General features: G+C 68.1%; 20 protein-coding genes. 18 read left to right on the plus strand and 2 right to left on the minus strand.

Going from position 1 to position 26,301, the window contains the following annotated elements; genetic code table 11:
• Positions 1–131: 131 nt before the first annotated feature.
• Complete coding sequence (locus tag DI276_RS44890; RefSeq protein WP_112275623.1) at positions 132–1,034, minus strand: hypothetical protein; 903 nt, start codon at positions 1,032–1,034, stop codon at positions 132–134.
• Between the two features lie 170 nt (positions 1,035–1,204).
• Between DI276_RS44890 and DI276_RS44895 the strand changes: the two genes are divergently transcribed.
• From DI276_RS44895 to ndk, 14 genes are all read left to right on the plus strand, one after another.
• Positions 1,205–3,832, plus strand: coding sequence for a valine--tRNA ligase (locus DI276_RS44895; protein WP_112275625.1), 2,628 nt, complete (start codon positions 1,205–1,207; stop codon positions 3,830–3,832).
• An 11-nt stretch (positions 3,833–3,843) separates the two neighbouring features.
• The gene (gene folC / locus DI276_RS44900) at positions 3,844–5,175 is read left to right on the plus strand and encodes a bifunctional tetrahydrofolate synthase/dihydrofolate synthase (protein WP_112275791.1); all 1,332 of its coding nucleotides are present in this window, start codon (positions 3,844–3,846) and stop codon (positions 5,173–5,175) included.
• A complete protein-coding gene (locus DI276_RS44905) occupies positions 5,172–5,579 on the plus strand; it encodes a DUF4233 domain-containing protein (protein ID WP_408610636.1) in 408 nt (135 codons plus the stop codon). The genes folC and DI276_RS44905 overlap by 4 nt, the downstream gene beginning before the upstream one ends.
• 215 nt (positions 5,580–5,794) lie before the next feature.
• The gene (locus DI276_RS44910; RefSeq protein WP_112275627.1) at positions 5,795–6,100 is read left to right on the plus strand and encodes a PE domain-containing protein; all 306 of its coding nucleotides are present in this window, start codon (positions 5,795–5,797) and stop codon (positions 6,098–6,100) included.
• Positions 6,101–6,104: 4 nt separating this feature from the next.
• On the plus strand, positions 6,105–6,707 hold the full coding sequence (locus DI276_RS44915; protein WP_157985349.1) for a DUF3558 domain-containing protein: 603 nt from the start codon (positions 6,105–6,107) through the stop codon (positions 6,705–6,707).
• On the plus strand, positions 6,704–7,972 hold the full coding sequence (locus DI276_RS44920; RefSeq protein ID WP_112275631.1) for a hypothetical protein: 1,269 nt from the start codon (positions 6,704–6,706) through the stop codon (positions 7,970–7,972). Before DI276_RS44915 ends, DI276_RS44920 begins: the two co-directional genes overlap by 4 nt.
• Positions 7,969–8,673 (plus strand): ESX secretion-associated protein EspG, encoded by a 705-nt coding sequence (locus tag DI276_RS44925; RefSeq protein WP_112275633.1) that lies wholly within the window; start codon positions 7,969–7,971, stop codon positions 8,671–8,673. Before DI276_RS44920 ends, DI276_RS44925 begins: the two co-directional genes overlap by 4 nt.
• A 39-nt stretch (positions 8,674–8,712) precedes the next feature.
• Complete coding sequence (locus DI276_RS44930; protein ID WP_112275635.1) at positions 8,713–9,138, plus strand: hypothetical protein; 426 nt, start codon at positions 8,713–8,715, stop codon at positions 9,136–9,138.
• A gap of 51 nt (positions 9,139–9,189) precedes the next feature.
• Positions 9,190–10,698, plus strand: a complete 1,509-nt coding sequence (locus DI276_RS44935) for an alkaline phosphatase D family protein (protein ID WP_112275638.1) — start codon at positions 9,190–9,192, stop codon at positions 10,696–10,698.
• 21 nt (positions 10,699–10,719) lie between these two features.
• Positions 10,720–12,645, plus strand: coding sequence for a hypothetical protein (locus DI276_RS51665; protein ID WP_198681293.1), 1,926 nt, complete (start codon positions 10,720–10,722; stop codon positions 12,643–12,645).
• Positions 12,646–12,739: 94 nt separating this feature from the next.
• Complete coding sequence (pulA, locus tag DI276_RS44945; RefSeq protein ID WP_112275640.1) at positions 12,740–18,139, plus strand: pullulanase-type alpha-1,6-glucosidase; 5,400 nt, start codon at positions 12,740–12,742, stop codon at positions 18,137–18,139.
• 48 nt (positions 18,140–18,187) lie between these two features.
• Positions 18,188–18,670 (plus strand): MarR family winged helix-turn-helix transcriptional regulator, encoded by a 483-nt coding sequence (locus tag DI276_RS44950; RefSeq protein WP_198681294.1) that lies wholly within the window; start codon positions 18,188–18,190, stop codon positions 18,668–18,670.
• A 40-nt stretch (positions 18,671–18,710) separates the two neighbouring features.
• Positions 18,711–20,153 carry a DHA2 family efflux MFS transporter permease subunit gene (locus tag DI276_RS44955; protein WP_112275645.1) on the plus strand — a complete coding sequence of 481 codons (1,443 nt, stop codon included), beginning with the start codon at positions 18,711–18,713 and terminating at the stop codon, positions 20,151–20,153.
• A gap of 78 nt (positions 20,154–20,231) precedes the next feature.
• Complete coding sequence (gene ndk, locus DI276_RS44960) at positions 20,232–20,642, plus strand: nucleoside-diphosphate kinase (protein ID WP_112275647.1); 411 nt, start codon at positions 20,232–20,234, stop codon at positions 20,640–20,642.
• A 439-nt stretch (positions 20,643–21,081) separates the two neighbouring features.
• On the opposite strand, the gene DI276_RS44965 is transcribed toward ndk, so the two are convergent.
• Positions 21,082–21,675: a GNAT family N-acetyltransferase gene (locus tag DI276_RS44965; RefSeq protein ID WP_112275649.1), complete on the minus strand. Its 594-nt coding sequence runs from the start codon at positions 21,673–21,675 to the stop codon at positions 21,082–21,084.
• Positions 21,676–21,730: 55 nt separating this feature from the next.
• Here DI276_RS44965 and DI276_RS44970 point away from each other — a divergent pair, with 55 nt between their 5' ends.
• Genes DI276_RS44970 through DI276_RS44985 form a run of 4 tightly spaced genes read left to right on the plus strand, consistent with a single transcriptional unit; the run spans position 21,731 to position 26,287 of the window.
• Entirely contained in the window at positions 21,731–22,645 is a 915-nt protein-coding gene (locus DI276_RS44970; RefSeq protein ID WP_198681295.1) for an ABC transporter ATP-binding protein, read from the plus strand.
• Positions 22,645–23,418 (plus strand): ABC transporter permease, encoded by a 774-nt coding sequence (locus tag DI276_RS44975; protein ID WP_112275653.1) that lies wholly within the window; start codon positions 22,645–22,647, stop codon positions 23,416–23,418. Before DI276_RS44970 ends, DI276_RS44975 begins: the two co-directional genes overlap by 1 nt.
• A gap of 1 nt (position 23,419) precedes the next feature.
• A complete protein-coding gene (locus DI276_RS44980) occupies positions 23,420–24,265 on the plus strand; it encodes an ABC transporter permease (RefSeq protein WP_112275655.1) in 846 nt (281 codons plus the stop codon).
• A gap of 60 nt (positions 24,266–24,325) precedes the next feature.
• Positions 24,326–26,287: a TIGR03960 family B12-binding radical SAM protein gene (locus DI276_RS44985; protein WP_112275657.1), complete on the plus strand. Its 1,962-nt coding sequence runs from the start codon at positions 24,326–24,328 to the stop codon at positions 26,285–26,287.
• Positions 26,288–26,301: the final 14 nt, after the last annotated feature.

Below are 26,301 nucleotides of genomic sequence, written 5' to 3' on the forward strand. Positions count from 1 at the left end.
ATCGACGTCGGCGCCGCCAGCGCCCCCGAAGAACGCGGCGGCGTCGCCGTCACGGGCCCCAAGGGGTTGAACGGTCCGTGACGGTCAATTGTGATCGCCGTCACTCACGCCCGGCACCTCTGAAAGGGTGATCAGTCGCAGTTGCTGGTGGGCATTGGCGCGTCCGGCGCGAACCACTCCTCCGGCTTGCGCATGTCGTCCTCCGTCAGTCCGGCGGGCACCGGCCGCTTCTCGGTGAACATGGGGGCGATGAAACCCTCTTTCGACGCCTTGCAGGCAATCAAGTACCGGAAGCCGGTGCTCGCGACGGTCCAGACCCCGTCTTCGGCGAGCTGGTAGTCCGTGTCGGAGCGGACCAGGGCGACGATCTCGTACTGGTCCAGCAACGTCCGCTGGTCGCCGGGATCGAAGGCGTACGCGAACCGGTAGCTCGTGTGCACGAGCGGGCGTCCGTGCTCGTCGCGGCCCGGCCACATGCGGCCGTCGACCTTGATCCCGTCCGGCAGCAGCGTGGTGCCCTTCTTCAGCCGAGTCACCGCCGAGCCGGAGTTCGGGTCGTTGCGCCAGGCGTCCCGCAGCGTCGGCGCCAGCAGCGTCACGAACGGCTCCATGTCGTGGTCGGCGATCACCCGCGGGTCCAGGTGCCCGGCGATGAGCGCCTTGCGCGCGGCTTCGTAGGACGCGGCGTACTCCGGGTTCTGATCCGGCGCGACGATGCCCTTTTCGCCGTCCGCCCACTGCTCGGCGGGGGTGCCGGCGAACGGCTTCTCGACGTTGACGCCCTGGTGCGGCGCAACGTTCGTCGGCAGCGTCACCTGCGGCAGCGAGACCGTGTCGAACGTCCCGGCCCGGTACAGCCCGAACAGCACCGCGCCAACAGCGACCAGCGCGATGGCGACCACGACCGTGCGGCCGTGCCGGTACATGCGAGCCTGTCGCCGCTGTCTGCGGATTTCCCGCTTCGCCCGTCTGTTCGCGGCGCGGAGCCACGCCGCGTCCTTGAGGTCCGGGTGGTCCTCGATGTCGTACTGCACTTGCTCCCCCCAAAGTAGATTCGCCACGAACACCACGCTCACGGGCCCGTGCGGGTTGTCCCGAGGTTTCCCCAGGTCGTGTGGCGGTTGCGGGATGGTAGATCGCGATCGGCCCGTTAGCAGGTATCTCGGTTCAAGTCGATACCTGGCGCTCCGTAGACTTGACAGCTGTGACTGAACTCGACACCGCAACCCAGCGTCCTGACCTCCCCGCCGCGTGGACTCCGGCGGAGGTAGAGGCGGAGCTGTACCAGCGGTGGGTCGACCGGGGCTACTTCGAGGCGGACGTCAAGAGCGACAAGCCGCCGTTCACGATCGTGCTCCCGCCGCCCAACGTCACCGGCAGCCTCCACATGGGCCACGCCATGAACCACAGCGTGATGGACGCGCTGACCAGGCGCCGCCGCATGCAGGGCTACGAGGTCCTGTGGCTGCCGGGCATGGACCACGCCGGCATCGCCACGCAGAACGCCGTCGAGCGCGACCTGGCCAAGCAGGGCAAGTCGCGGCACGACCTCGGGCGCGAGAAGTTCGTCGAGCGCGTCTGGGAGTGGAAAGAGGAGTACGGCGGCAAGATCCTCGACCAGATGAAGCGGCTCGGCGACGGCATCGACTGGTCGCGTGAGCGCTTCACCATGGACGAGGGGCTGTCGCGTGCCGTCCAGACGATCTTCAAGAAGATGTACGACGACGGCCTGATCTACCAGGCCGAGCGGATCATCAACTGGTGTCCGCGCTGCCAGACGGCGTTGTCCGACGTCGAGGTCGACCACAGCGACGACGACGGCGAGCTCGTCTCCATCCGCTACGGCGAGGGCGAGAACTCGATCGTCGTCGCGACCACGCGCGCCGAGACGATGCTCGGTGACACCGCGGTCGCCGTCCACCCCGACGACGAGCGCTACCAGCACCTCATCGGCACCGAGGTCGAGCTGCCGCTGACCGGCCGCCGCATCCCGATCGTCGCCGACACGCACGTCGACCCGAAGTTCGGCACCGGCGCGGTGAAGGTCACGCCCGCGCACGACCCGAACGACTTCGAGATCGGCCAGCGCCACAACCTGCCGAACCTCACGATCATGGACGGTCGCGCGACCATCACCGCGCACGGCCCGTTCGAGGGGCTCGACCGGTTCGAGGCGCGTCCGGCGATCGTCGCCGCGTTGCGCGCGGACGGCCGGATCGTCGCGGAGAAGCGGCCGTACGTGCACGCCGTCGGGCACTGCTCGCGGTGCGACACGGTCATCGAGCCGCGCCTCTCGCTGCAGTGGTGGGTCAAGGTCGAGGGCATCGCCGCGAAGGCGTCCGCCGCCGTCCGCGACGGTCGTACCAAGATCCACCCGGCGGAGCTGAACAAGCGGTACTTCGACTGGACCGACAACCTGCACGACTGGTGCATCTCGCGGCAGCTGTGGTGGGGCCACCGGATTCCGGTCTGGTACGGCCCGAACGGCGAGGTCGTCTGCGTCGGACCGGACGACGAGGTGCCCACCGGTGCGGGCTGGCGCCAGGACGAGGACGTCCTCGACACCTGGTTCTCGTCGGGCCTGTGGCCGTTCTCGACGCTCGGCTGGCCGGATTCCACTGAGGACCTCGAGAAGTTCTACCCGACCTCGGTTCTCTCGACCGGCTACGACATCCTGTTCTTCTGGGTCGTCCGGATGATGATGTTCGGCCTGTACGCGATGGACGACGTGCAGCCGTTCGACCACGTCTTCCTGCACGGTCTGATCCGGGACCAGTACGGCAAGAAGATGTCGAAGACCAAGGGCAACGGCATCGACCCGCTGGACTGGATGGAGCGCTACGGCGCGGACGCCACCCGGTTCACGTTGCTGCGCGGCACGAACCCCGGTTCGGACATGGCCGTCGCGGAGGAGTGGGCGGCCGGCTCGCGCAACTTCACCACCAAGCTGTGGAACGCCACGAGGTTCGCGCTGTCCAACGGTGCGACGGTGGCCCGTCCGCTGCCGGCCCGCGACGAGCTGACGGCGGCCGACCGCTGGATCCTCGACGAGCTCGACGCCCTCGTGTCCACTGTGGACTCGAACTTCGAGGCGTTCCAGTTCTCCCGCGCGTGCGAGGCGTTGTACAGCTTCACGTGGGACGAGTTCTGCGACTGGTACCTGGAGATCGCCAAGGTCCAGATCGCGGAGGGGCGCGTCGAGGCCACGCAGTCCGTTCTGGGCCACGTCCTCGACGTCCTGCTGCGCCTGCTGCACCCGTCGATCCCGTTCATCACCGAGACGCTGTGGACCGCGCTGACCGGCGCGGAGTCGCTCGTCATCGCGTCGTGGCCGTCCGCGTCGGGTGCCGAGCGCGACCTCGAGGCCGCCGCTCAGGTCGAGGGCCTGAAGAAGCTGGCCACCGAGATCCGCCGGTTCCGCTCGGAGCAGGGCCTCAAGCCGGGCCAGAAGGTCGCGGGCAAGGTCCGCGGCGCGTGCTGCGTCGGCCTCACCGACCAGGTTCCGGCCGTCCGCGCGATGACGAGGCTCACCGAGCCGGGTGACGAGTTCACCGTCTCGGCGACGCTGGAGGTCGGTCTGCCCAAGGGTGCGGTGAAGGTCGAGCTGGACCTGTCCGGCGCGATCGACGTCGCGGCCGAGCGCAAGCGCCTCGCGAAGGACCTCGCCGTGGCGCAGAAGGAGCTCGAGGGCACGACGAAGAAGCTCGGCAACGAGGCGTTCCTCGCCAAGGCGCCCGCCGACGTCAAGGCCAAGATCGAGGAGCGCAAGGCCGTGGCCGAGTCCGAGATCGCCCGCATCAACGAGCGCCTCGCGGCGTTGCCGGAGGCGTAAGCACAGTGGACATCAACCTCGACGAGTTCCTCGACGTCGAGAACGAGCTCAACCAGCGGTGGCCCGAGACCAAGCTCGAGCCGTCGCTGGACCGGATCAAGGCGCTGGCGCACGTGCTGGGCGACCCCCAGACGAACTACCCGGTCGTGCAGCTCACGGGCACGAACGGCAAGACGTCGACGTCGCGCATGGCCGATGCGCTCTTCACCCGCATCGGCCTGCGCACCGGCCGGTACACGAGCCCGCACCTGCAGCTCGCGACCGAGCGGATCAGCCTCGACAACCAGCCGATCGCCCCTGATCGCTACGTCGAGGTCTACCGCGACATCGAGCCGTACATCGCGATGGTCGACGCGCAGTCCGAGATCCGGATGAGCAAGTTCGAGGTGCTCACCGGCATGGCGTACGCGGCCTTCGCGGACGCCCCGGTCGACGTCGCGGTCGTCGAGGTCGGCATGGGCGGCACGTGGGACGCGACCTCGATCGCCGACGCGAAGATCGCTCTGTTGACGCCGATCGGCCTCGACCACACCGAGTACCTCGGCACGCGCATCGAGGACATCGCCACGGAGAAGGCCGGGATCATCAAGCCGGGCTCCGTCGCGATCGTCGGCGAGCAGGCGCCGGAGGCGATGAAGGTCATCCTGGAACGCGTGGCCGAGGTCGACGCGATGATCGCCCGGTTCGGCAGCGAGTTCGGCGTGGTGTCGCGGTCGGTGGCCGTCGGCGGCCAGCTGATCACGTTGCAGGGCCTCGGCGGCGTCTACGAGGACATCTTCCTGCCGCTGCACGGCGAACACCAGGCAGCGAACGCCGCCATGGCACTGGCGGCCGTCGAGGCGTTCTTCGGCGCCGGCGCCGACCGTCAGCTCGACGTGGAGGCGATCCGCGAAGGCTTCGCCACGGTCGTCACCCCGGGCCGCCTGGAGCGCGTCCGTTCCGCGCCCAACGTGTTCGTGGACGCCGCGCACAACCCGCACGGCGCCGCGGCTCTGGCCCGCGCCCTGGACTCCGAGTTCAGCTTCCGCAAGCTCGTGGCCGTCGTGGCGGTCATGTCCGACAAGGACGCCGAGGGCATCCTCTCGGCCCTGGAACCGGTCGTGCAGGAACTGGTGATCACCACCAACTCGTCCCCGCGCGCCATGGACCCGGACGTCCTCGCCGGTCTGGCCGTACCGATCTTCGGTGAGGACCGCTTCGAGGTGCGCCCGCGCCTCGACGACGCCATCGAGGAAGCCATCCACCTCACCGAGGACGAACTGTCCGGCGGCGGCGTGATCGTCACCGGCTCCGTCGTCACCGCCGGCGAGGCCCGCGCCCTGTTCGGAAAGGAGCCGGCGTGACCGAGGCAGCTCCTGTTCCCGCACCAGCGCCGAAGAAGGACCCGCTCAAGGCGTTCCGCGGCATCATGGCCGGCACGCTGATCCTCGAGGTCATCGTCGTCGCTCTGGCCCTGCCGGTGATCGCGAAGCTGCACGGCGGCGTCGGCACCCTCGTCGGCTGGGTGGCGTTCGGCTTCATCGCGGTGTTCATCGCGATGTGCGCCTTCGTCCGCCGCCCGTGGGCCATCCCCGCCGTCGTGGGCCTGCACGTGCTGCTGATCGCGACCTGGATCCTGCTGCCCGCGCTGGGCGTGATCGGCGTGATCTTCGGTCTCGTGTGGACCTACATGTTGTGGCTGCGCAAGGACTTGCTGAAGCGCATGGCGGAGGGCCGCCTGCCGTCCCAGCAACAACAGCAGACGTAAACGCAAAGACCGTCGTAAATGCCACTCGACGCTCAATTGCGGTGCTGACGAAAAGCACCGAAGAACGAAGCGCGTAGCACTTCGTACCCGCGCTTGTCGCAATGTCGGAGTGACACTTCGCGTTGTTCACCCGATCGCGCCTTGAACCCCGGACAAGGTCCCTGACCCGGCGCTATGCTGCTCAGCGCACGAATCTGCAGGGGAGGGCACTGGGGATGAGCGGGACAAAGGTCGATCTCGAGACGCTGCGCGCTGCCATCAAGGAGTACGAGGCCATCTACCTCGATCTTGAGAAGGCGAACGACACCGGCAAGGCGCTGGTCGCGGTCGAGCCCGCCGGGCTCGACATGCCGAGCAAGGTCTACAACAACTGGGCCGTCACCGCCGGCGCGGCGCACCAGACGTCGAACAAGCAACTGCAGAAGACGCTGAAGACCCGGATCGACAACCTGAAGGCCACGCTCACCCAGTACGAGCAGACCGAGCAGGGCAACCAGGCGAACCTCAAGCCGAAGGACTGAGCTGTTGCGCATCCGAACGATCGTCGCCGGTGCCGCACTCGTGCTGCTGGCGGGCTGCGGCACAGGTAGCGGCGGAACCACCGGTACGCCGACCACCGCGACCCAGCCGACCAGCGCCGGCAACAGTGGTGGAGCGCCCAAGGTTTCGAACCCGCTCACCCTGACGGCCTTCGAGGCCGCCCCTTGCACCGTTGTCTCTGCGGCCCAGTTGACGGCGTACGGACTGCCCGGCGTCACCGGTTCGGTGAACTCCGGTGCGCCTGGCCCGGCGTGCAAGTGGTCCGGCGCGCTCACCGCTGCGGAGATGTCCACCGGCATGGTCATCCTCCCTGCCGGGACGAGCCTCGGCACCACCTACGGCAAGAAGGGCTCGTACGCCGCGTTCGAGGAGCGGCCCGCGATCCAGGGTCACCCGGCGGTCGTCGCACTCGTCGCTGACGAGCGCAAGGACGGCGACTGCGACATCATCGTCGGCGCCTCCGACGAGAGGGCAATCCTCTTCACCTTCCAGAGCGATGAGAAGAGCAAGTACTTCGCGGATCCGTGCGCTGGGGTCACGGAGTTCGCGAACCTGGCAATCACCACGATAAAGGCAGGTGCGAAATGACCCGGCCCGCGCCCAGTTGTTTCTCCGAGGACACCTCCCGCGCCGAAGCGTTCTCGGGGCATCAGATCTACGCCCAGATGACTGGCGGCCCTGGCACCGGTAAGGCGCAGGAGGCGGCGGTCAAGGCCGCGGAGCTCGAGCAGACCTACGCCGGCATCGAGGCCAGGCTCAAGAAGGTCGGCGAGACCTTGGGCGAGGCGTGGACCGGGGCGAGCGCGGACGCCGCGCAGGCCGCTGCCAACCCCATCAACCAGGCCATGATCCAGATGCAGGACGCGCTGCGGCAGGCCGACCACTCGCTGTCCAACCAGGTCTACCAGTTCAACCACAACAAGGCGCAGCTCAAGAACATGCCGGAGCAGAAGCCGGACACGAACTTCTGGGACGACGCCACCCCGTGGGACACCGACACCGAGGACGCGGTCAACGCCTACAACGGCGATGAGTCGCACAACCGGAAGGTCTACAAGGAGTTCCAGAGCGCCAGCAACACCAACCGCAGCGAGCTCCCCAAGGAGTTCCCGGGCGTCACGGCGGACACGCTGAACGTCGAGGTGATCAACACCGGCGGCGACAACGGCACCGACAAGACCTCCAACATCGGCACGGCCGGCCGCCCGACCGGCAACACGGGCACGGGATTCCCGAGCTCGCCCGGCAGCCCGCAGGGCCCGTCCGGCACGTGGACCGAGCCCGGCAGCATCACCGGTGGCAACGACACCACGACATCCCAGGCCGTCGGCGGAGATGTCAACAGTCCGCTGAGGACCGAGTTCCCCGGCGGGGGCAAGCCGCCCGTCGGCAGCGTGATCGAGCGCCCGCCGAACACCGGCATCCCGCCCATCGGCGTGCCCGTCGGCCCCGGCGGCACCGGGCGCGGACCCGGTGGCACCGGCGGCGGCAAGTTCGGTGGCGGTCCCGGCGGTGGTGGCGGCGGCAAGGTCGGTGGCGGTTCCTCTGCCGGGCGTGGCGGCATCGGCGGCGTGGGCACCGGTAGCGGCACGAGCGCGCAGCAGCCCGGCGGCAAGGCCGGTGTGTTCGGTGGCATGGGCGAGAGCGCGAACGCCGGCGGTCGTGGCGGTGCCGCGGGTGCGGCGGGCCGGGCCGGTGCCGCGGGCATGGGCGGTATGGGCGGCCAGGGGCAGAAGGGGCAAGGGGAGGACGACTTGGAGCACAAGTCCGCCGACTACCTGGTCACCGAGGAGAACACCAACGAGATCATCGGTGACATGCCGATGGTCGCGCCGCCGACGATCGGGGGGTGAGCGTGCTGCGTTCGTCCATTCAGCTGTCCGACCTCGCGTTCGACGTGCTGTGGAAGCAGGAGCGGCTCGGCGCGTACCACCCGGCGCTGTCGGTCGAGTCGCCCGGCGAGACCGACGACGAGCGCGCGGTCATCGAGCGCGATGTCATCGGCGAGCTGCGCAGGGTCGGGCTGGACCACCCGGACGTGCGGGGGACGCTGCACCTGATCGCCAAGGCGGACACGGACTACTCGGCGTGGATCGCGGTCACGCCGAACGAGACCAAGCCCGTGATGGTCGCCGCGAACTCGCAGCACGGCGTGCTTGCCGTGCACGACAACGGGTTCGTGCAGCTGCACCCGATCCGGCCGGAGAACGCGCCGGAGGTCCTCGCGATGCAGCTGCCGGACGTGCCCGCCGGCAAGGGCGCGTCGATCAACGTGCACGAGTCGGAGATCAACGAGCGGCAGGCGGGCAAGGCGTCGGCGTCGATCTCGTTGCGCCAGCTGCTCGCCCAGCCCCGCAAGGGCACGGCGAAGCTGTACGCGGCCAAGCGCAACGGCGAGGGGCGGCAGCGGGCCAAGACCTTCCTCACCACGATCGACTTCGAGGACGGCCGCTGGCTGGTGGTCAAGTACACCGACCAGAACCACCAGACGTGGGTGCACGCCACGCCCGCGTCGCGGCAGATCATCACGGACTGGCTCAAGCGCCTGACCTGATTTACCGCCACCTAACCGGACTGCACCAGCGTCGCGGCTGTGAGAAAGCCAATCGCCATCGCCGCCGCACTGGCCGCGACGCTGCTGTCCGTCGGAACCGGCACCGCGAACGCCGCCGAGACCGTCCCCGGTTGTCCCTCTGCCAAGCAGATCGGCACCACGGGCCACCTCAAGTACCAGGACAAGATCATCGCGTCGGTGAAGCAGTTCGCCGGCTGCGGCAAGAACTACCCGTACCTGTGGGTGTGGGACTCCTACGCGCAGAGCCACCGCTACCGCGTGTCGAACTGGATCGCCGTGATCGAGAACGGCGAGGAGTACCCGCGCGGTGGTGCCCAGGGCAGCATGAAGCAGGAGCTCTGGGGCGAAGGGGCCGCCACCCTCGACAAGTGCACCCGCGCCGCCGCGAGCGTGACCACGCCGGACGGCAAGTACGTCTCCGGCTGGACCGACCTGCGCTGCTGAAGTTCATCTCGGGTTCGGTCGCCGGTCAGAACCGGCGACTAGAAACCGCGCATGACCTTCGACCGTCGCACGTTGTTCAAGGCAGGCGCATTCGGCACGGCTGCGGCGCTGGTGCCCTCGGGCATCAGCCTCGCCAAGAGTGACCGTCCGACCCTCACCCACGGCGTGCAGTCCGGCGACGTCACCTGGGACGGCGGCATCGTCTGGACCCGCGCCGACCGTCCGTCCCGGATGCTCGTCGAGGTGTCCAACGACCCGAACTTCCGTCTCTCCCGCCACATCCGAGGTCCGCTGCTCACACCGGAGACGGGCGGCACCGGGCACGTCCGGGTCGGCCACCTGCTGCCCGGCCGTCCCGCCTACTACCGCGTCACGGCCGAGGACCTGCACGGCCGCACCTGCAGCGAGCCCGTCACCGGCAGCTTCACCACGGCCCCGCTCGGCCGGGACGACGTCCGCTTCGTGTGGTCCGGCGACGTCGCGGGCCAGGGCTGGGGCATCAACCCGGACCTCGGCGGCATGCCGATCTTCAAGGCCATGGCCGACCGCAAGCCGGACTTCTTCATTCACAGCGGTGACAGCGTCTACTCCGACAACCCGATGAAGGAGTCGGTGACGCTGCCCGACGGCCGGATCTGGCGCAACGTCGTCACGCCGGAGAAGCTCAAGGTCGCCGAGACGCTCGACGAGTACCGCGGCCAGTTCGCCTACAACCTGCTCGACGACAACCTCAAGCGCTTCGCCGCCCAGGTCCCGATGTTCGCGCAGTGGGACGACCACGAGGTCACCAACAACTGGTATCCCGGCGAGATCCTCGACCTCCCGCAGTACACCGAGAAGCGCGTGGACGTGCTGGCACAGCGTGCTTTCCAGGCGTTCCACGAGTGGATGCCGATCGACCGGCGCCGCGCGGTCGACGGCCGTGTGTACCGGAAGTTCTCCTACGGCCGCAACGTCGAGATCTTCGTGCTCGACATGCGCACCTACAAGGACAAGAACACCTCGCCCAAGGACCAGCCCGGCGTGATCCTCGGCGCCAAGCAGGCCCAGTGGCTCGTGCGTGAACTCTCCCGCAGCACCGCCACGTGGAAGATCATCGCGGCGGATCTGCCGGTCGGCCTCGTCGTCCCGGACGGCGCCGACATCGAGGGCGTCGCGAACGGCCTGCCGGGCGCCCCGAACGGCCGTGAGCACGAGATCGCGTGGGTGCTGCGCGAGCTCAAGCGCCGCCGGGTCCGCAACACCGTGTGGCTCACCGCGGACGTCCACTACACTGCCGCCCACCACTACTCGCCGGACCGCGCGGCCGTCGGCGACTTCGACCCGTTCTGGGAGTTCGTGTCCGGCCCGCTGCACGCCGGCGCGTTCGGCCCGAACAAGCTCGACCCGACGTTCGGCCCGCAGGCGGTGTTCGTGAACGCCCCGCCTGCCGCCAACACCACGCCGCTGGACGGGTTCCAGCACTTCGGCGAGGTGAAGGCGAGCAGGGACGAGCTCACGGTGTGGCTGCGGGACGCAACCGGCGCATCGCTCTGGTCCAAAACGCTCAAGGCCGGCTGAAGATCGCAATAGGGTCGGTGCGTGCCCATCGCGTTCGACACCACCGGCTTCCAGCAGCAGGACCAGCACACCTGGATCAACCAGGGCAACGGCGACCGGATCTCGCTCAGCCGCCACGACGGCGCGCCGGACCTGCCCGCCGGGTTGGACGACCTGCCCAGACTGAGGCACGAGCTCGCGGTGCAGCACGGCGAGGTCGGCTGCCTCATCGAGGCGCAGGTCGTCCAGCTCGGCGGCCACCCCGCGCTGCTCCAGATCGTCAAGCTGCCCATGGCGGGGCCCGGCCAGACGTTCAGCTGCACGGTGATCATGCAGGGCGCCGGCTCCTACGCGGTGTTGTCGCTGGTCGCCGAGGAACGCGGCACCACCGGCATGCGGGAGGGCGTGCTCGCGGCCGAGGTCGGCTACGAGCGCTGGGTCCTCCCGCACCCGTACGCGCCGCAGCTGCAGAGCCGCCTGCCGTTCCACGCCGGTGACGACCCGAGGTTCGACGGCAGGTTCCCGCAGCACCCGTTGTCCCGCGTGCGGGCGTGGGTGCATCGGCTGGTGCGCAGTGCCCAGGTGGATCCGGCGTTCGTGACACCGGCAGCGCCCGATCCCGCCGCGTTCTTCAGCGGTGGTCCGCTGATGACGGCGATCTGCGGCGTCCCGGTCGCGGGCTACGTCGCGTTGCAGATCGGCGAGCGCACGACGTACTGGAAGACGCTCGGCAACGACCTGCAGCGCAGGCTCGCGCGAGGAACCCTCGGCCGTTCTCCCCTGAGCGACGGCAGGTTCCGCGAGATGGTCATGGTCGACGAGCAGAGCGGCAACGCGCTGATGATGGACCGGTTCATGACGGACGGCGCCTCGCTCGGCGTCCAGCTGAACCTGCAGCAGGTGAGCAGGGAAGAGGCGTACGCGGCGGTCACGCGAGAGGCGCTCGAGGAGGCCTACCGCTGGGTCGGCCGGATGATCGAGGTGGCGAGCGGCCGCAACGAGTACCTCACCCTCGAACCGATCGTGCACCAGGGCGAACGGGTCGAGCCGTTCGCGATGATGGCGACGCAGCACCACGAGGGCGAGGACATCGTTCTGGTCTCGTGCGCCCCGGCCCCGTCCGAGAACACGCCCTTCAAGGGCGGCCCCGGCATGAACGCGGTCATCTCACCCGCGGCGTTCCGGGGCATCGGCGTGCTGGCGATGCAGGCGATGCTCGAGTGGGGCCCGCACCCGTTGGACATGGCGATCACCTTCACCCGCTACGGCGGCACGGTCGAGTCGGAAGGCACCGCGGAGAGCCTCGCGGACGACGCCCGCACGCTGTTCACCGGTTCGCCGGCCGTCGCGGTGCCCGGCGTCGCGATCGGCGGCCACGTCGCGCTGCAGCAGGGGGAGCGGCGCACGTACTGGCGGCTGCCCGACAACCAGTTGGCGGACGAGCTCGGCTTCGGGCGGCTGGCCCGCCACCACTCGCCGGGCCACCGGTTCCGCGACGTCGTGCTGCTCGACGAGCAGAGCGGCGACCTGCTGGTTCCCGACCGCTACGGCGACGACAGCGCCACGAGGGGCCGCAAGATCACGCTCGTGCGGGTGAGCGCCGAGGAAGCACTGGCGGCAGCGACGCAGGAGGCCTGTCACGAGGCGTTCCAGCGGGTCGGTCGAGCGGTGTACTCGGCGGCCAGGCGCGGCGAGCTGATCTTCGTCGAGCTGCTGGAGAACGAGCTGCGGCAGGACCCGTACGTGTTCCTGGGTGTGCAGGACCTCTTCGACGACGACCCGGTCGCGGTTGCCTCCGCCTCACCCGCGCCGTCGGCGAACACGCAGTTCGACGGCAAGCCCACGCTGGAGGCCCCGGCGTCGGCCGAGCTGGTCGTCGGGCTCGGGTTGCTCGCACTGCAGGCGATCAACGACTGGGGCGTGCATCCGCTGCACGTGGTGCCGACGTATCACCGCCCGACCCGCTGATCGCAAATATTTGCAAGGCCCGACGTATTGTTTCCCGCCGTTTGTCGTGGTTTCGTGCAGCAACCCTGCAAGAAGTTGCGACAAGGAGGTCGCGATGCGTCGGGTCGTCGCCGCGCTCGCTGCACTGGTTCTACTGCCTCTCACACCCGTCCAGGCCGTTGCCGCACCACCGCAACGCCTGGCCGTGGGGGAGGTGGTGGACATAGCGCCCGGTGTGCGCGACGGGGACGCAAAACTTGCGTTGCCGCCCAAGCGCGATGACCTGCGGGGTGAGCGCTTCTACTTCGTGATGCCCGACCGGTTCGCGAACGGCGACCCGCGCAACGACCGCGGCAGGTCCAGCACCGCCGAGCACGGGTTCAACCCCGCCGACAAGGGCTTCTACCACGGCGGCGACCTCAAGGGCCTGCACCAGAAGCTCGACTACCTCGACGGCATGGGCATCACGGCGATCTGGATGACGCCGATGTTCCTCAACCGCTGGGTCCAGGGCGACTCGGCGGCGTACCACGGGTACTGGACCGTCGACTTCACCAAGCTCGACCCGCACTTCGGCACCACGCAGGAGATGCGCGCCCTGATCCGCGACGCGCACCGGCGTGGCATCAAGGTGTTCTTCGACATCGTCGCGAACCACACCGCCGACGTCATCAAGTACGCGGAGAACAAGACCGCGTACGTCAGCACGGGCGCGCAGCCGTACCTGGACGCCGACGGCAAGCCGTTCAACATCACCGACTACGCGGGCCAGAAGAACTTCCCGAAGCTCGACGCGCAGAAGTCGTTCCCGTACACGCCGGTGAAGGACGGGCAGACGAAGTTCCCGTTGTGGCTCAACGACTCCACGCTCTACCACAACCGCGGCGACTCGACGTTCTCCGGCGAGTCGAGCGAGCAGGGCGACTTCTCCGGCCTCGACGACCTGATGACCGAGCACCCGCGCGTGGTCAACGGCATGAAGGACATCTTCACCAGCTGGATCGACACGCTCGACATCGACGGCTACCGCGTCGACACCGTCAAGCACGTCAACCTGGAGTTCTGGCAGGCGCTCGCACCGCACGTGAAGCAGTATGCGAACCGCAAGGGCAAGAAGGACTTCTTCGTGTTCGGCGAGGTCTTCGACTCCTCACCGGAGAACACCTCGAAGTACACGACCACCGGCAAGATGCAGGGCACGCTGGACTTCCCGTTCCAGAGCAGCGCGGTGAGCTTCCTGTCCGGCAAGGGCTCCCAGCGCCTCGGTGAGGTGCTGCTCGACGACGACCGCTACACCGACGCCGACTCCAACGCCTCGTCGCTGCCGACGTTCCTGGGCAACCACGACATGGGCCGGATCGCCTGGATGATCCGCAACGACCGGCCGGGCATCTCGGACGCCGAACTGCTGGAGCGGCTCAAGCTCGGCAACACGCTGATGTACCTGTGGCGCGGCAACCCAGTCGTCTACTACGGCGACGAGCAGGGCTTCGCGGGCACAGGCGGCGACAAGCTGGCGCGCCAGGACATGTTCGCCTCCAAGACGCCCGAGTACATGGCGGAGAAGCTGATCGGCTCCGACCGCACCGGCGCGCAGGACAACTTCAACACCTCGCACCCGCTGTACCAGCAGCTCAAGGCCCTGGCCGCACAGGTCGACAAAGACCCGGTGTGGCGTGACGGCAACCAGGTGCTCAGGTACGCCGACGCCGACGTGTTCGCGTTCAGCCGCATCCTCGGCCGCGAGCACCTGGTCGTGGCCAACGCGGGCACCTCGCCGGCCACGGTGACCATCCCCGTCAGTTCGACCTCCTTCGAGAACGCGCAGGTCCAGAACGGTCGCGTCACGGTGACCGTGCCCGCGCTGTCGTCGTTGGTGCTCAAGGGAACCAGCGACGTCGCGGCGTCGAAGCCGGCGCCGACGCTGGTCGCTCCGGCCGCCGGAACCGTGCTGGACAAGCGGGTCGAGCTCCGCGCGGACGGCATCAGCACGCCCAACGCGGCGGCCACGTTCGCTGCTCGGGTGGAAGGCACTGGCGACTGGACCGTGCTCGGCACCGACGACGCTGCTCCGTACCGCGTTTTCGCTGACCTGTCAGCACTTCCGGGTGCGGCGGTCGGCAAGCGCGTCGAGCTGCGCGTGGTCGCCAAGTCGGGCGAGATCGGTGCGGACGGCGCGTTCGTGTCACTGGTCGCCGCGCCGCCCGTGCCAGACCCCGGCACGAAGAACCCGGACTGGCTGGTCGTGCACTACCAGCGCGACAACTACGACGGCTGGGGCCTGCACGTCTGGGGCGACGTCGAGACGCCGACCGAGTGGAACGCGCCGCTGCCGTTCGCGGGTGAGGACGCCTACGGGCGCTTCGCGTGGGTCAAGCTGAAGCCGGGCGCCAAGTCGGTCGGGATCATCGCGCACAAGGGTGACGAGAAGGACACCTCGGCCGACCGGTTCGTCGACCCGAGCGGCACGCCGGAGGTGTGGCTGAAGCAGAACGTCGTGGCGGTGCACCCGTCCGAGCAGGCGGCCACTGGCAAGGCCGTCGTGCACTACCTGGGTGATTCGGCTGGTGTCGTCGTCCGCGTCGCCGGGCGGCCGGACGTCCCGCTCTCGAATGGTATGGCTGAACTACCGCCCACCACTGACTTCTCGGTGGTGCGCGGTACGACGGTCGAGGCTTCCGGCAAGTTCACCAGCGGTCATGCGTGGGTCGCGAACGGCAAGGTGCACGCTACTCGCGCGGCCGCCGAGAACCGGGCAGTGATCCACTACAACCGCGCGGACGGCGACTACACCGACTGGACGATGTACCACTGGACGGGTTCCGCCGAGCCGTCGCCGGGCTGGAACCAGTCGCGCGTGCCGGACGGGCGGGACGCGTTCGGCGTGTACTGGTCGGTGCCGCTCGCGGCCGGTGCGGCCGGGCTGAGCTACATCATCCACCGCGGCGACACCAAGGATCCGGGCCCCGACCAGTTCCTCGACCTGGGCCAGAAGGGGAACGAGGTGTGGCAGCTGCAGGGCAACGAGACCTATCTGCTGCCGACGAACGCCGGTCCGGCCGCCGATGACGACCTGACCAAGGCCAAGGCGATCTGGATCTCGCGCGACAAGGTCGTCTGGGACGTCCCGGCGGTCCAGTCCGACGGTTACCGGCTTGAACACGGCGCACGAGTGCTGCGGCTGTCGCCCACGACCGAGGAGGTGCCGGTGCAGTTCCCGCACCTCAAGGGCAAGCCGGTGTTCGCGGTGCGCGGGTTCGTCGACGAGGCGTTGCGGGACAAGCTCTCCGCCGTGCACGTCGACGCGGGTGGCGCGATCCGGCACCGCACGAGCGTGCAGATCGCGGGCGTCCTGGACGACCGGTTCGCCGCCGCGGCAACGAAACTGACGTTCGGGCCGACGTTCGACCACGACCGCGCGTCGATCCGGCTGTGGGCACCGACGGCTCAGAACGTGAGGTTGCGGCTGTTCGACCAGCCGTCCGGTGAGCCTGCGAAGATCGTCCAGCTCAAGCGCGACGACGCCTCGGGTTCGTGGTCCGGCGCGGGCAACTGGAAGAACAAGTACTACCAGTTCGAGGTCACCAACTGGCAGCGCACGGTCGTGGTCACCGACCCGTACTCGGTCGCGCTGTCGGTGAACTCGACGCACTCGCAGTTCGCGGATCTGCGCGACGCGAAGACGCAGCCGGGTGGCTGGTCCCGTGATGTCGCGAAGGGCATCGGCGGTGCGATCACCGAGTTGCACGTGCGGGACTTCTCGATCAACGACGAGTCGGTGCCCGTTGCTGATCGCGGCACGTACAAGGCGTTCACGCACCGCGACTCCGTCGGCATGAAGCACCTCAAGGCGTTGGCCGGCGCGGGCATGGACACCGTGCACCTGCTGCCGACGTTCGACATCGCCACCATCCCCGAGAAGCGCTCGGACCAGGCCACGCCCGCGTGTGATCTGCCGTCGCTGCCTGCGGACTCGGACCAGCAGCAGGCCTGTGTGGGTGCGGTGGCCGGTCGTGACGGCTTCAACTGGGGCTACGACCCGTTCCACTACGACGTGCCAGAAGGCTCGTACGCCACGACGGACGCGCAGAACGGCTGGGCGCGCTCGAAGCAGTACCGCGAGATGGTGAAGTCGTTGCACGACAACGGCAACCGCGTAGTGGTGGACGTCGTCTACAACCACACGGCGGCGTTCGGCGACGCACCGACGTCGGTGCTCGACAAGGTCGTGCCCGGCTACTACCAGCGGCTCAACCTCGACGGCTCGGTCGCGAACTCCACGTGCTGCGCGAACACCGCGACCGAAAACGCCATGATGGGCAAGCTCGTCGTGGACTCCGTGGTGCGGTGGGCACGCGCCTACAAGATCGACGGCTTCCGGTTCGACCTGATGGGCCACCACCCGAAGGCGAACATCCTCGCCGTGCGGGCGGCGCTGGACGCGCTGACCGTGGCACGTGACGGAGTGGACGGGCGCAAGATCGGCCTCTACGGCGAGGGCTGGGACTTCGGCGAGGTCGCCGGCAACGCCCGGTTCGAGCAGGCCACGCAGGCGAACATGGCCGGCACGGGCGTGGGCACGTTCAGCGACCGGCTGCGTGACGCTGTCCGCGGCGGCGGGCCGTTCGACGACGACCCGCGCGTGCAGGGCATCGGTTCCGGACTCGCCGGCGACGTGAACTCCTCGCCCGCCAACGGCGATGTGGCCGCGCGGCTGGAGAACTACAGCGACCTGGTGAAGCTGGGCATGGCCGGCAACATGGCCTCGTACCGGTTCCAGTCGACGGCCGGGCCGGTGGTGTCCGGCCGGGACGTGAAGTACAACGGGTCTCCTGCCGGGTACACCGGACAGCCGTTGGAGGCCATCACGTACGTCGACGCGCACGACAACGAGACGTTGTTCGACGCGTTGGCCTACAAGTTGAAGCCTGAGACTCCGATGGCTGACCGGGTGAAGATGCAGACCGTGGCGGTGGCCCCGGCGCTGCTCGGTCAGGGACGGCCCTTCATGCACGCGGGCACCGAGTTCCTGCGCTCGAAGTCGTTGGACCGCAACAGCTACGACTCGGGTGACTGGTTCAACCGGTACGACCCGTCGTTGCGCGACAACGGTTTCGGCCGCGGGTTGCCGCCCAAGGCCGACAACGAGTCGAAGTGGCCGTACGCGAAGCCGTTGCTGTCCATGGCGCGCCCGTCGTCGGCGGACATGCAGGCCTCGCTGGACGCGACCCTGGAGCTGCTGCGGATCCGTCAGTCGTCACCGCTGTTCTCACTGGGGTCGGCGGACCTGGTGCAGCAGAAGGTGTCCTTCCCGGCCGCGGGGTCCGGCGTGATCGTGATGCACATCGACGACACGGTCGGGCCGGACGTGGACAGCGGCCGGCGCGGGCTGGTCGTGGTGATCAACCCGTACCCGACGGACAAGGCCGTCGCGCTGCCTGCGGGCGACTGGAAGCCGTTGACCAGCGAGAAGAAGGCAGGGGCTGCGCGCTCGGTCGTGGTGCTGGAGCGATAGTTCCGCTGAGAAATAGTTTGGTTCTAGATTAGTTGGTACCGTGGCCTCATGGGCGCAACGGGGTGCACTGACCTGATGATGCTGCTGCATCGGACGGGGCACGCACTGGAGACCGAACTGACGGCGCGGCTCGCGGAGATCGGACTGACTCCGCGAGCCCGCTGCGTGCTGTCCAGTGCGTTGGACGCGGGACTCACGCAGACCGAGATCGCCGACATGGTCGACATCGACAAGACGACCATGGTCGTGACGATGGACGCCCTCGAATCCGCCGGTTACGCCGAGCGCCATCCGTCGCCGACAGACCGTCGCGCCCGCGTCGTGGTCGTGACGGAGACGGGCCGCGAGATGGTGGCGAAGGCTGACGACCTGTACCGGGAGGTTGTCGGCAGCGTGCTGGGCTCGTTGCCGGACGACGAGCGTGACGGCCTGGTCAACGGCCTGACGAGGCTGGTCGAAGGTCGGCTGAGCACCCCGATGCCGTGTGCGAAGCCGCCGCGCAAACGTGCTCTGCGTCATGCCGTTGGGTAGTAGATAGTCCCGTACAAAACTATCTGCTACGGTTCCTCTTATGAAATCCGGGGGATCGAAGACCGACGCGCGCTGGCTCGCGCTGATCGTGCTGTGCGCAGGCATGTTGATGATCGTTCTCGACCAGACGATCGTGAACGTCGCGCTGCCCGCGATCGAAGAGGACCTCAAGTTCGGCCAGGCGGGTCTCGCCTGGGTCGTCAACGCGTACTTGATCGCCTACGGCGGTCTGCTGCTGCTCGCGGGTCGTCTGGGCGACCTGATCGGGCACAAGAAGGTGTTCCTGATCGGCCTCGGCGTCTTCACGGTGGCATCGCTGCTGTGCGGCCTGTCGTTGAGCGCCGAGATGCTGATCGTTTCTCGCTTTGTGCAGGGTGCGGGCGGTGCGCTGGCCACGTCCGTGACGCTGGGCATGGTCGTGACGATGTTCCCCGAGCCCAACGAACAGAGGCGCGCCATCGGCGTGTTCAGCTTCGTCGCGGCGGCGGGCGCGTCCATCGGCCTGTTGCTCGGCGGCGTGCTCACGGACGCCATGTCGTGGCACTGGATCTTCTTCGTGAACATCCCGATCGGCATCATCGCCGCGGTGGCCGCTGTTCGTCTGGTGCCGTCTTCTGAGGGTCTGGGCCTGCGCGAGGGTGCGGACGTGCTGGGCGCGTTCCTGATCGTCGCCGCTGTGATGCTCGGTGTGTACACGATCGTGAAGGCCGAGTCCTACGGGTTCGGCTCCCTGCAGACGTTGGGGCTGGGCGCCGTCGCGGTGGCTCTGCTCGTTGGATTTGTGCTGCGGCAACGGACTGCTGCCAAGCCTTTGCTGCCGTTGCGGGTGTTCCGGTCTCGCAACGTGACCGGCGCGAACCTGGTGCAGATCTCCATGGTCGCCGGCATGTTCGGGCTGTTCTTCCTCGGGACGCTCTACATGCAGTTGGTGCTGGCGTACTCGCCGCTGCAGATCGGTCTGGCGTTCATGCCTGTTGCCGGTGCGATCGCGGTGTTCTCCGTGTCGCTGTCGGCTCGGCTGAACTCGCGGTTCGGCGAGCGGAACATGTTGATCGTGGGGCTCGTGTTCATGCTGGTCGGCATGCTCGTGTTCACGCAGGTGCCGGTGGACGGGTCTTATGTTTTCGACATCCTGCCTGCGGTGGCGCCGTTGGGGATCGGGCTCGGGCTGTCGTTCCCGGCTTTGATGACGCTGGCGATGTCCGGGGCTGCGCAGGACGAGGCCGGGCTGGCTTCCGGGCTGGTCAACACGACTGCGCAGGTGGGTGGGGCGTTGGGGCTGGCTGTGTTGGCCACGACCTCCACCTCGTACACGTCGTCGTTGCTGGCTTCCGGGGTTGGGCGGTTGGAGGCGTTGACCTCGGGGTTCCACCTCGCGTTCTGGATTTCGGCCGGGCTGGTGGCGGTGGCCTTGGGGCTGGCGGTGTTCGTGCTGCGGCAGGTTGCCGTTTCGCGGGACGACCAGCCTGTGCTGGTGCACTAGTGCCCTGTGGAAGTGGGTGGTGTGTGCGCGGTTACCCTTGGCGGCACTTCCCGTACCTGTTTTGAGGAGTTTGTCGTCGTGTCCGAGCGCACCCTGGTTCTCGTTAAGCCCGATGGCGTTGAGCGTGGTCTTGTTGGCGAGGTGATCGCCCGGATCGAGCGCAAGGGGCTCAAGCTCGCCGCTCTGGAGCTGCGGACTGCTGACCGTGCCACTGCTGAGCAGCACTACGCGGAGCACGACGGCAAGCCGTTCTACAACGACCTCGTCGACTTCATCACCGGTGGGCCGTTGGTGGCCCTCGTTGTTGAGGGTGTGCGTGCGATTCCGGCGTTCCGTCAGCTTGCTGGTGGCACGGACCCCGTGGAGAAGGCCACGCCTGGGACCATTCGTGGGGACTTCGGGCTTGAGGTGCAGTACAACCTGGTGCACGGGTCGGACTCGCCGGAGTCTGCTGAGCGCGAGATCAAGATCTGGTTCCCGAACCTCTGATTGTGCCGCCGTTCCGGCGGGGCGCGTGGGGTCCGTAAGTCGTCCCCCTGCTCCGTCGGCGGCTGGCGGTTTCGAGTTCGTAGGTGGTCGCTTCGGGGTGGGTAGCGTTCCGGTTTCGTAGCGTTCCCCTGTTGTGTGCTCCCGTTGCTGTTGCGTGCTTCCCCTTGGGAGGCGCCGCCCCCAACCGCCGCCAATCTGATCTGGGGGTACCACGCCGCTCTCGGGTTGAGGCACGCCTGTTGCTGTGGGCGGCTGCCTGTTGCGTAGGTGGTGCGGTGCGGGCGGGTCCCCGTTGCGAGTCGCACCGGAGCGGCAAACGATCAGGCACGACTCGTGACGGGGACCCGCCCGCACCGCGTTTCAAGCTTTCAAGCGCCTCGGCTGCGCCTTGGGTCGGCTCGGCTGCGCCATCGCCGCTTGCCCTCGGCCTCGCGGGGAGTCAGCCGCCGTTCCGGCGGGGGCTCGAGCCCAGGCCGCCTGGCTTGGCCCCGTTGAGGATCGTGCCCTCCGGGTAGCCGAGCGGCAGGTACATGTCCACGGAGTCCCAGCGCTCACTGCCCACTGCAATGGCGTTCGGCAAACGCCCGTACTCCCGGAAACCGATGCTCTCGTAGAGCTCGATCGCGCCGTGGTTGTTCCCGCGCGTGCCGAGGATGACGATCTCGATGCCTGCGTCGCGGGCGTGATCCACCAAGCCCTGCACGACCAGCTTGCCCAGGCCCAGGCCGCGAGCGCTCGGGTGGGCCATGATCTGTTGGATTTCGGCGCGGTGTTGGAAGACGGCGGTACCGCCACGGCGCCAAAGACCGACTGCTCGGACCACCCCGTCCACGACTGCGGTTACGAAAGCGGCGTCGCCGTCGCGGACTTGCTTGAGGACGCCGTCGAGCCAGAGTGAGATGCGTTCGAGCGTGGGGGGTTCGTGGTAGCCGACGGCGCCACCGGCTGCGACCACGTCGTGGACGACGGTGTGGATCTCGGCGCGCTGCTGTTCGGTGGCTTCTGACAGCCACCGCAGTTCGATCTCCGGCATGCGGCGATCGTAATTGCGTCGAAAATTGTCGGACCCCTTGGCTAACGTCGGGTGGGTGGAGAACCTTGTCGAGGCCAAGGCGCTGACCAAGCATTTTGGGACGTTTGAGGCCGTTCGTGGCATCGACGTCGAGGTGCGCCGTGGGGAGGCCTTCGGGTTTTTGGGGCCCAACGGGGCCGGGAAGTCGTCGACCATGCGGATGATCTCGTGCGTGTCCGGGCGCAGTGGGGGCGAGCTCAAGGTTCTGGGGATGGATCCGGACCGGGAGGGGCCCAAGATTCGGGCTCGGCTCGGGGTGGTGCCGCAGCTGGACAATTTGGACACGGAGCTGACGGTCCGGCAGAACCTGCAGATATATGGAAGGTACTTCGGGATGTCGCGGCAGCAGTGTCGCGAGAAGGCTGCGGAGTTGCTGGAGTTCGCGCAGCTCACGGATCGGGCGGACCACGAGGTCGAGCCGTTGTCCGGTGGGATGAAGCGCAGGCTCACGATTGCGCGGTCGTTGGTCAACGACCCGGAGCTGTTGTTGTTGGACGAACCGACTACCGGGTTGGACCCGCAGGCGCGGCATCTGTTGTGGGACAGGCTGTTCCGGTTGAAGCAGGATGGCGTCACGCTGATCATCACGACCCATTACATGGACGAGGCGGAGCAGCTGTGTGATCGGCTGGTCGTGATGGACGGTGGGCGGATCGCGGCGGAAGGGTCGCCGAGTGACCTGATCAACCGGTACTCCACCAAAGAGGTGCTGGAGCTGCGGTTCCAGCCGGGGGCCGAGAAGCCGGATCTGGAGCGGTTTGCCGAGCGGGTCGAGGTGTTGCCGGACCGGTTGTTGTTGTACACGCAGGACGGTGAGCACACGCTCGCGAAAGTGCATGAGCATGGAGTGCAGCCGATTCAGAGTCTGGTGCGGCGCAGTTCGCTGGAGGACGTGTTCCTGAGGCTCACCGGCCGGACGTTGGTGGACTGATGCAGACACTCAGGGCGTCGTGGTTCGGGTTCGAGAAGCACTGGTTGTGGTACCGGCGCAACTGGCGGGCGACGGCGGTGTCGAGTTTCTTGTCGCCGTTGTTGTTCCTGCTCGCGCTGGGGCTCGGGTTCGGGTCGCAGGTGCAGTCCACGGCGTTGATCGGGGGCGTGCCGTACCTGCAGTACCTCGCGCCGGCGTTGGTCGTCATCACGGCGGTGCAGGGCGCCACGTTCGAGTCCACCTACGCGATCATGTCGTCGTTCATCTGGCAGAAGACGTACATCGGCATGGTGGCCACGCCGATCACGCCGGCGCAGGTGCTCTACGGGCAGGTGCTGTGGATCGGGTCGCAGCTGTTCGCGCGGTCGCTGGTGTTCGTGGCCATCGCGGCGGCGCTCGGGGCCGCCACCGGGCCTGGGATTTTGTGGGCAGTGGTGTTCGCGACGCTCGCGGGGCTGGCGTTCAGCTGTCCGTTGATCGCCTACAGCGCGACGTTGGACAAGCCCGACAGCTTCAACACGATCTTCCGCTTCGTGCTCATGCCGATGACCCTCTTCACCGGGGCGTTCTTCCCGGTCAGCCAGCTGCCGGACTGGTTGTTGCCGGTGGTGTGGCTGACTCCGGCCTGGCACGGCATCGAGCTCGCGCGGGGCACGGCGTTCGGCACGCTCGGGTTCTTGGCGGCGCTCGGGCACACGGTGTATTTGGCCGCCATGGCCGCGGTGGGCGTGGTGCTCGCCGCTCGTTTCTTCCATCGCAGGCTGGCGGTGTGACATGACCAGGACACTCGATCCCACCCACAACGCGGCGCCCGCCAGTGTCGGGTTGCTGTGGCGGGTGATTCCGCCCGGCCTCTACGGCGGCAAGGCCAGCATGCTCGTCGAACGGGCGGCGCTGGTGAACCGGCGCGCGTGGTTCGTGCTCATCGGCGGGGCGTTCGAGCCGATTTTGTTCCTGTGGTCGCTGGGGCTCGGCTTCGGCCAGTTCGTGACGTCGGTGGCGGGGCCGGACGGGCAGCCGGTCAGCTACGCGGCGTTCGTGGCGCCTGCGTTGCTGGCGGCGTCGGCGATGAACGGCGCGGTGTACGACGCGACGTTCAACGTGTTCTTCAAGTTCAAGTACGCCAAGTTGTACGACGCGATGCTGGCCACGCCGATGGGGCCGCTGGACATCGCGATCGGCGAGATCTCCTGGGCGTTGCTGCGCGGCGGGCTGTACTCGGCCGGGTTCCTCGGCGTGATGCTCGGGATGGGGCTCATCGTCTCGCCGTGGGCGCTGCTCGCGCTGCCGGTGGCGTTGCTGGTGGCGTTCGCGTTCGCGGCGGTCGGGATGGCGGCGACGACGTTCATGCGGTCGTGGCAGGACTTCGACCTGGTTCAGCTGGCGGTGCTGCCGTTGTTCCTGTTCTCGACGACGTTCTTCCCGCTGTCGGTCTACCCGGGCTGGTTGCAGGTCGTGGTCAGCTGGACGCCGCTCTACCACGCGATCGAGCTGATGAGGGGCCTCACGCTGGGCGTTGTCGGCTGGGGGATGCTCGGCCACGTCGCCTACTTCGCGGTGCTGGCGGCCGTGGGGACGGTGGTGGCGGCGAGGCGCCTGGGGAAGTTGTTGCTGGACTGAACATATTTGGTTCTGGCACGCGATTCGGCCTTGGCGCGGGAGGGCCGTTACTCTGGTCGCGTGAGTGTCGAGTCTGTTTTCCCCAGGTTGGAGCCTCTGCTGCCGCGGATCTCCAAGCCGGTGCAGTACGTCGGCGGGGAGCTCAACGCGACCGTCAAGGACTGGGACGCGGCGTCCGTGCGCTGGGCTTTGATGTACCCCGACGCGTACGAGGTCGGCCTGCCCAACCAGGGCGTCATGATCCTCTACGAAATCCTCAACGAGCTGCCGGACGTGCTCGCCGAGCGCACCTACGCCGTGTGGCCGGACCTCGAGAAGCTCATGCGTGAGCACGGGGTTCCGCAGTTCACGGTGGACGGGCATCGGCCGTTGAAGGCGTTCGACCTGATGGGCATCAGCTTCGCGACGGAGCTGGGCTACACGAACATGCTCACGGCGCTGGATCTGGCCGGCATCCCGCTGCACGCGAAGGACCGCACCGAGGACGACCCGATCGTGGTCGCCGGTGGGCACGCGGCGTTCAACCCCGAGCCGATCGCGGACTTCGTGGACGCGGCGGTGCTCGGCGACGGCGAAGAGGCCGTCCTCGAGATCACCGAGATCGTGAAGAACTGGAAGGCCGAGGGCTGCCCAGGCGGCCGCGACGAGGTGCTGACCAGGCTCGCCGAGACCGGTGGCGTGTACATCCCGCGCTTCTACGACGTGGAGTACCTGCCCGACGGCCGCATCCAGCGAGTGGTGCCGAACCGCGACCGCGTGCCGTACCGCGTGTTCAAGCGGACCACGATGGACCTCGACGCGTGGCCGTACCCGAAGCAGCCGCTGGTGCCGCTCGCCGAGAGCGTGCACGAGCGGATGAGCGTCGAGATCTTCCGCGGCTGCACGCGCGGCTGCCGCTTCTGCCAGGCGGGCATGATCACCCGTCCGGTGCGCGAGCGGTCCATCGAGGGCATCGGCGCGATGGTCCAGAAGGGACTGGAGGCGACCGGCTTCGAAGAGGTCGGCCTGCTGTCCCTGTCGAGCGCCGACCACAGCGAGATCGCCGAGATCACCAAGGGCCTCGCCGACCGCTACGAGGGCACCAACACGGGCCTGAGCCTGCCGAGCACGCGCGTCGACGCGTTCAACATCGATCTCGCGAACGAGCTGTCCCGCAACGGAAGGCGCTCGGGTCTCACCTTCGCGCCGGAGGGCGGCAGCGAGCGGATGCGGCGCGTCATCAACAAGATGGTGTCCGAAGAGGACCTCATCCGCACCGTCTCGGCCGCGTTCTCCAACGGCTGGCGGCAGGTGAAGCTGTACTTCATGTGCGGCCTGCCCACCGAGGAGGACGAGGACGTCCTGCAGATCGCCGAGATGGCCAAGAACGTCATCCGCGCCGGCCGTCAGGCGAGCGGCCGCAACGACGTCCGCTGCACCATCTCCATCGGTGGTTTCGTGCCCAAGCCGCACACGCCGTTCCAGTGGGCCCCGCAGTGCGACCCGGACACGGTCGACGACCGCCTGCGCAAGCTCCGCGAGGCCGTCAACGCCGACCGCAGCCTCGGCCGCAACATCGGCATGCGCTACCACGACGGCAAGCCGAGCCTGATCGAAGGCCTGCTCAGCCGCGGTGACCGCCGCATCGGCAAGGTCATCGAGGCGGTGTGGCGCGACGGCGGCCGGTTCGACGGCTGGAGCGAGCACTTCAGCTACGACCGCTGGACCGCCATGGCCGCCCAGGAGCTGGAGCCCCTCGGCGTCGACCTCGCGTGGTTCACCACCCGCGAGCGCGAGGAGCTGGAGGTCCTGCCCTGGGACCACCTCGACTCGGGCCTCGACAAGGAATGGCTCTGGGCCGACTGGCAGGACGCGCTGGACGAGCGCGAGCAGGACGACTGCCGCTGGACGCCGTGCTTCGACTGCGGTGTGTGCCCGGCGATGGGCACGGACATCGAGGTGGGCCCGACGGGCCGCAAGCTGCTGCCGATCTCGCCGGTCGGTGTCGGCTCACCGGTGCAGAACCCGGCGCTCACCCCGTAGCGCTCAGCTGACGG

Origin of the sequence: Lentzea terrae, from assembly GCF_003265345.1 — a bacterium.
Lineage (GTDB): Bacteria > Actinomycetota > Actinomycetes > Mycobacteriales > Pseudonocardiaceae > Lentzea > Lentzea terrae.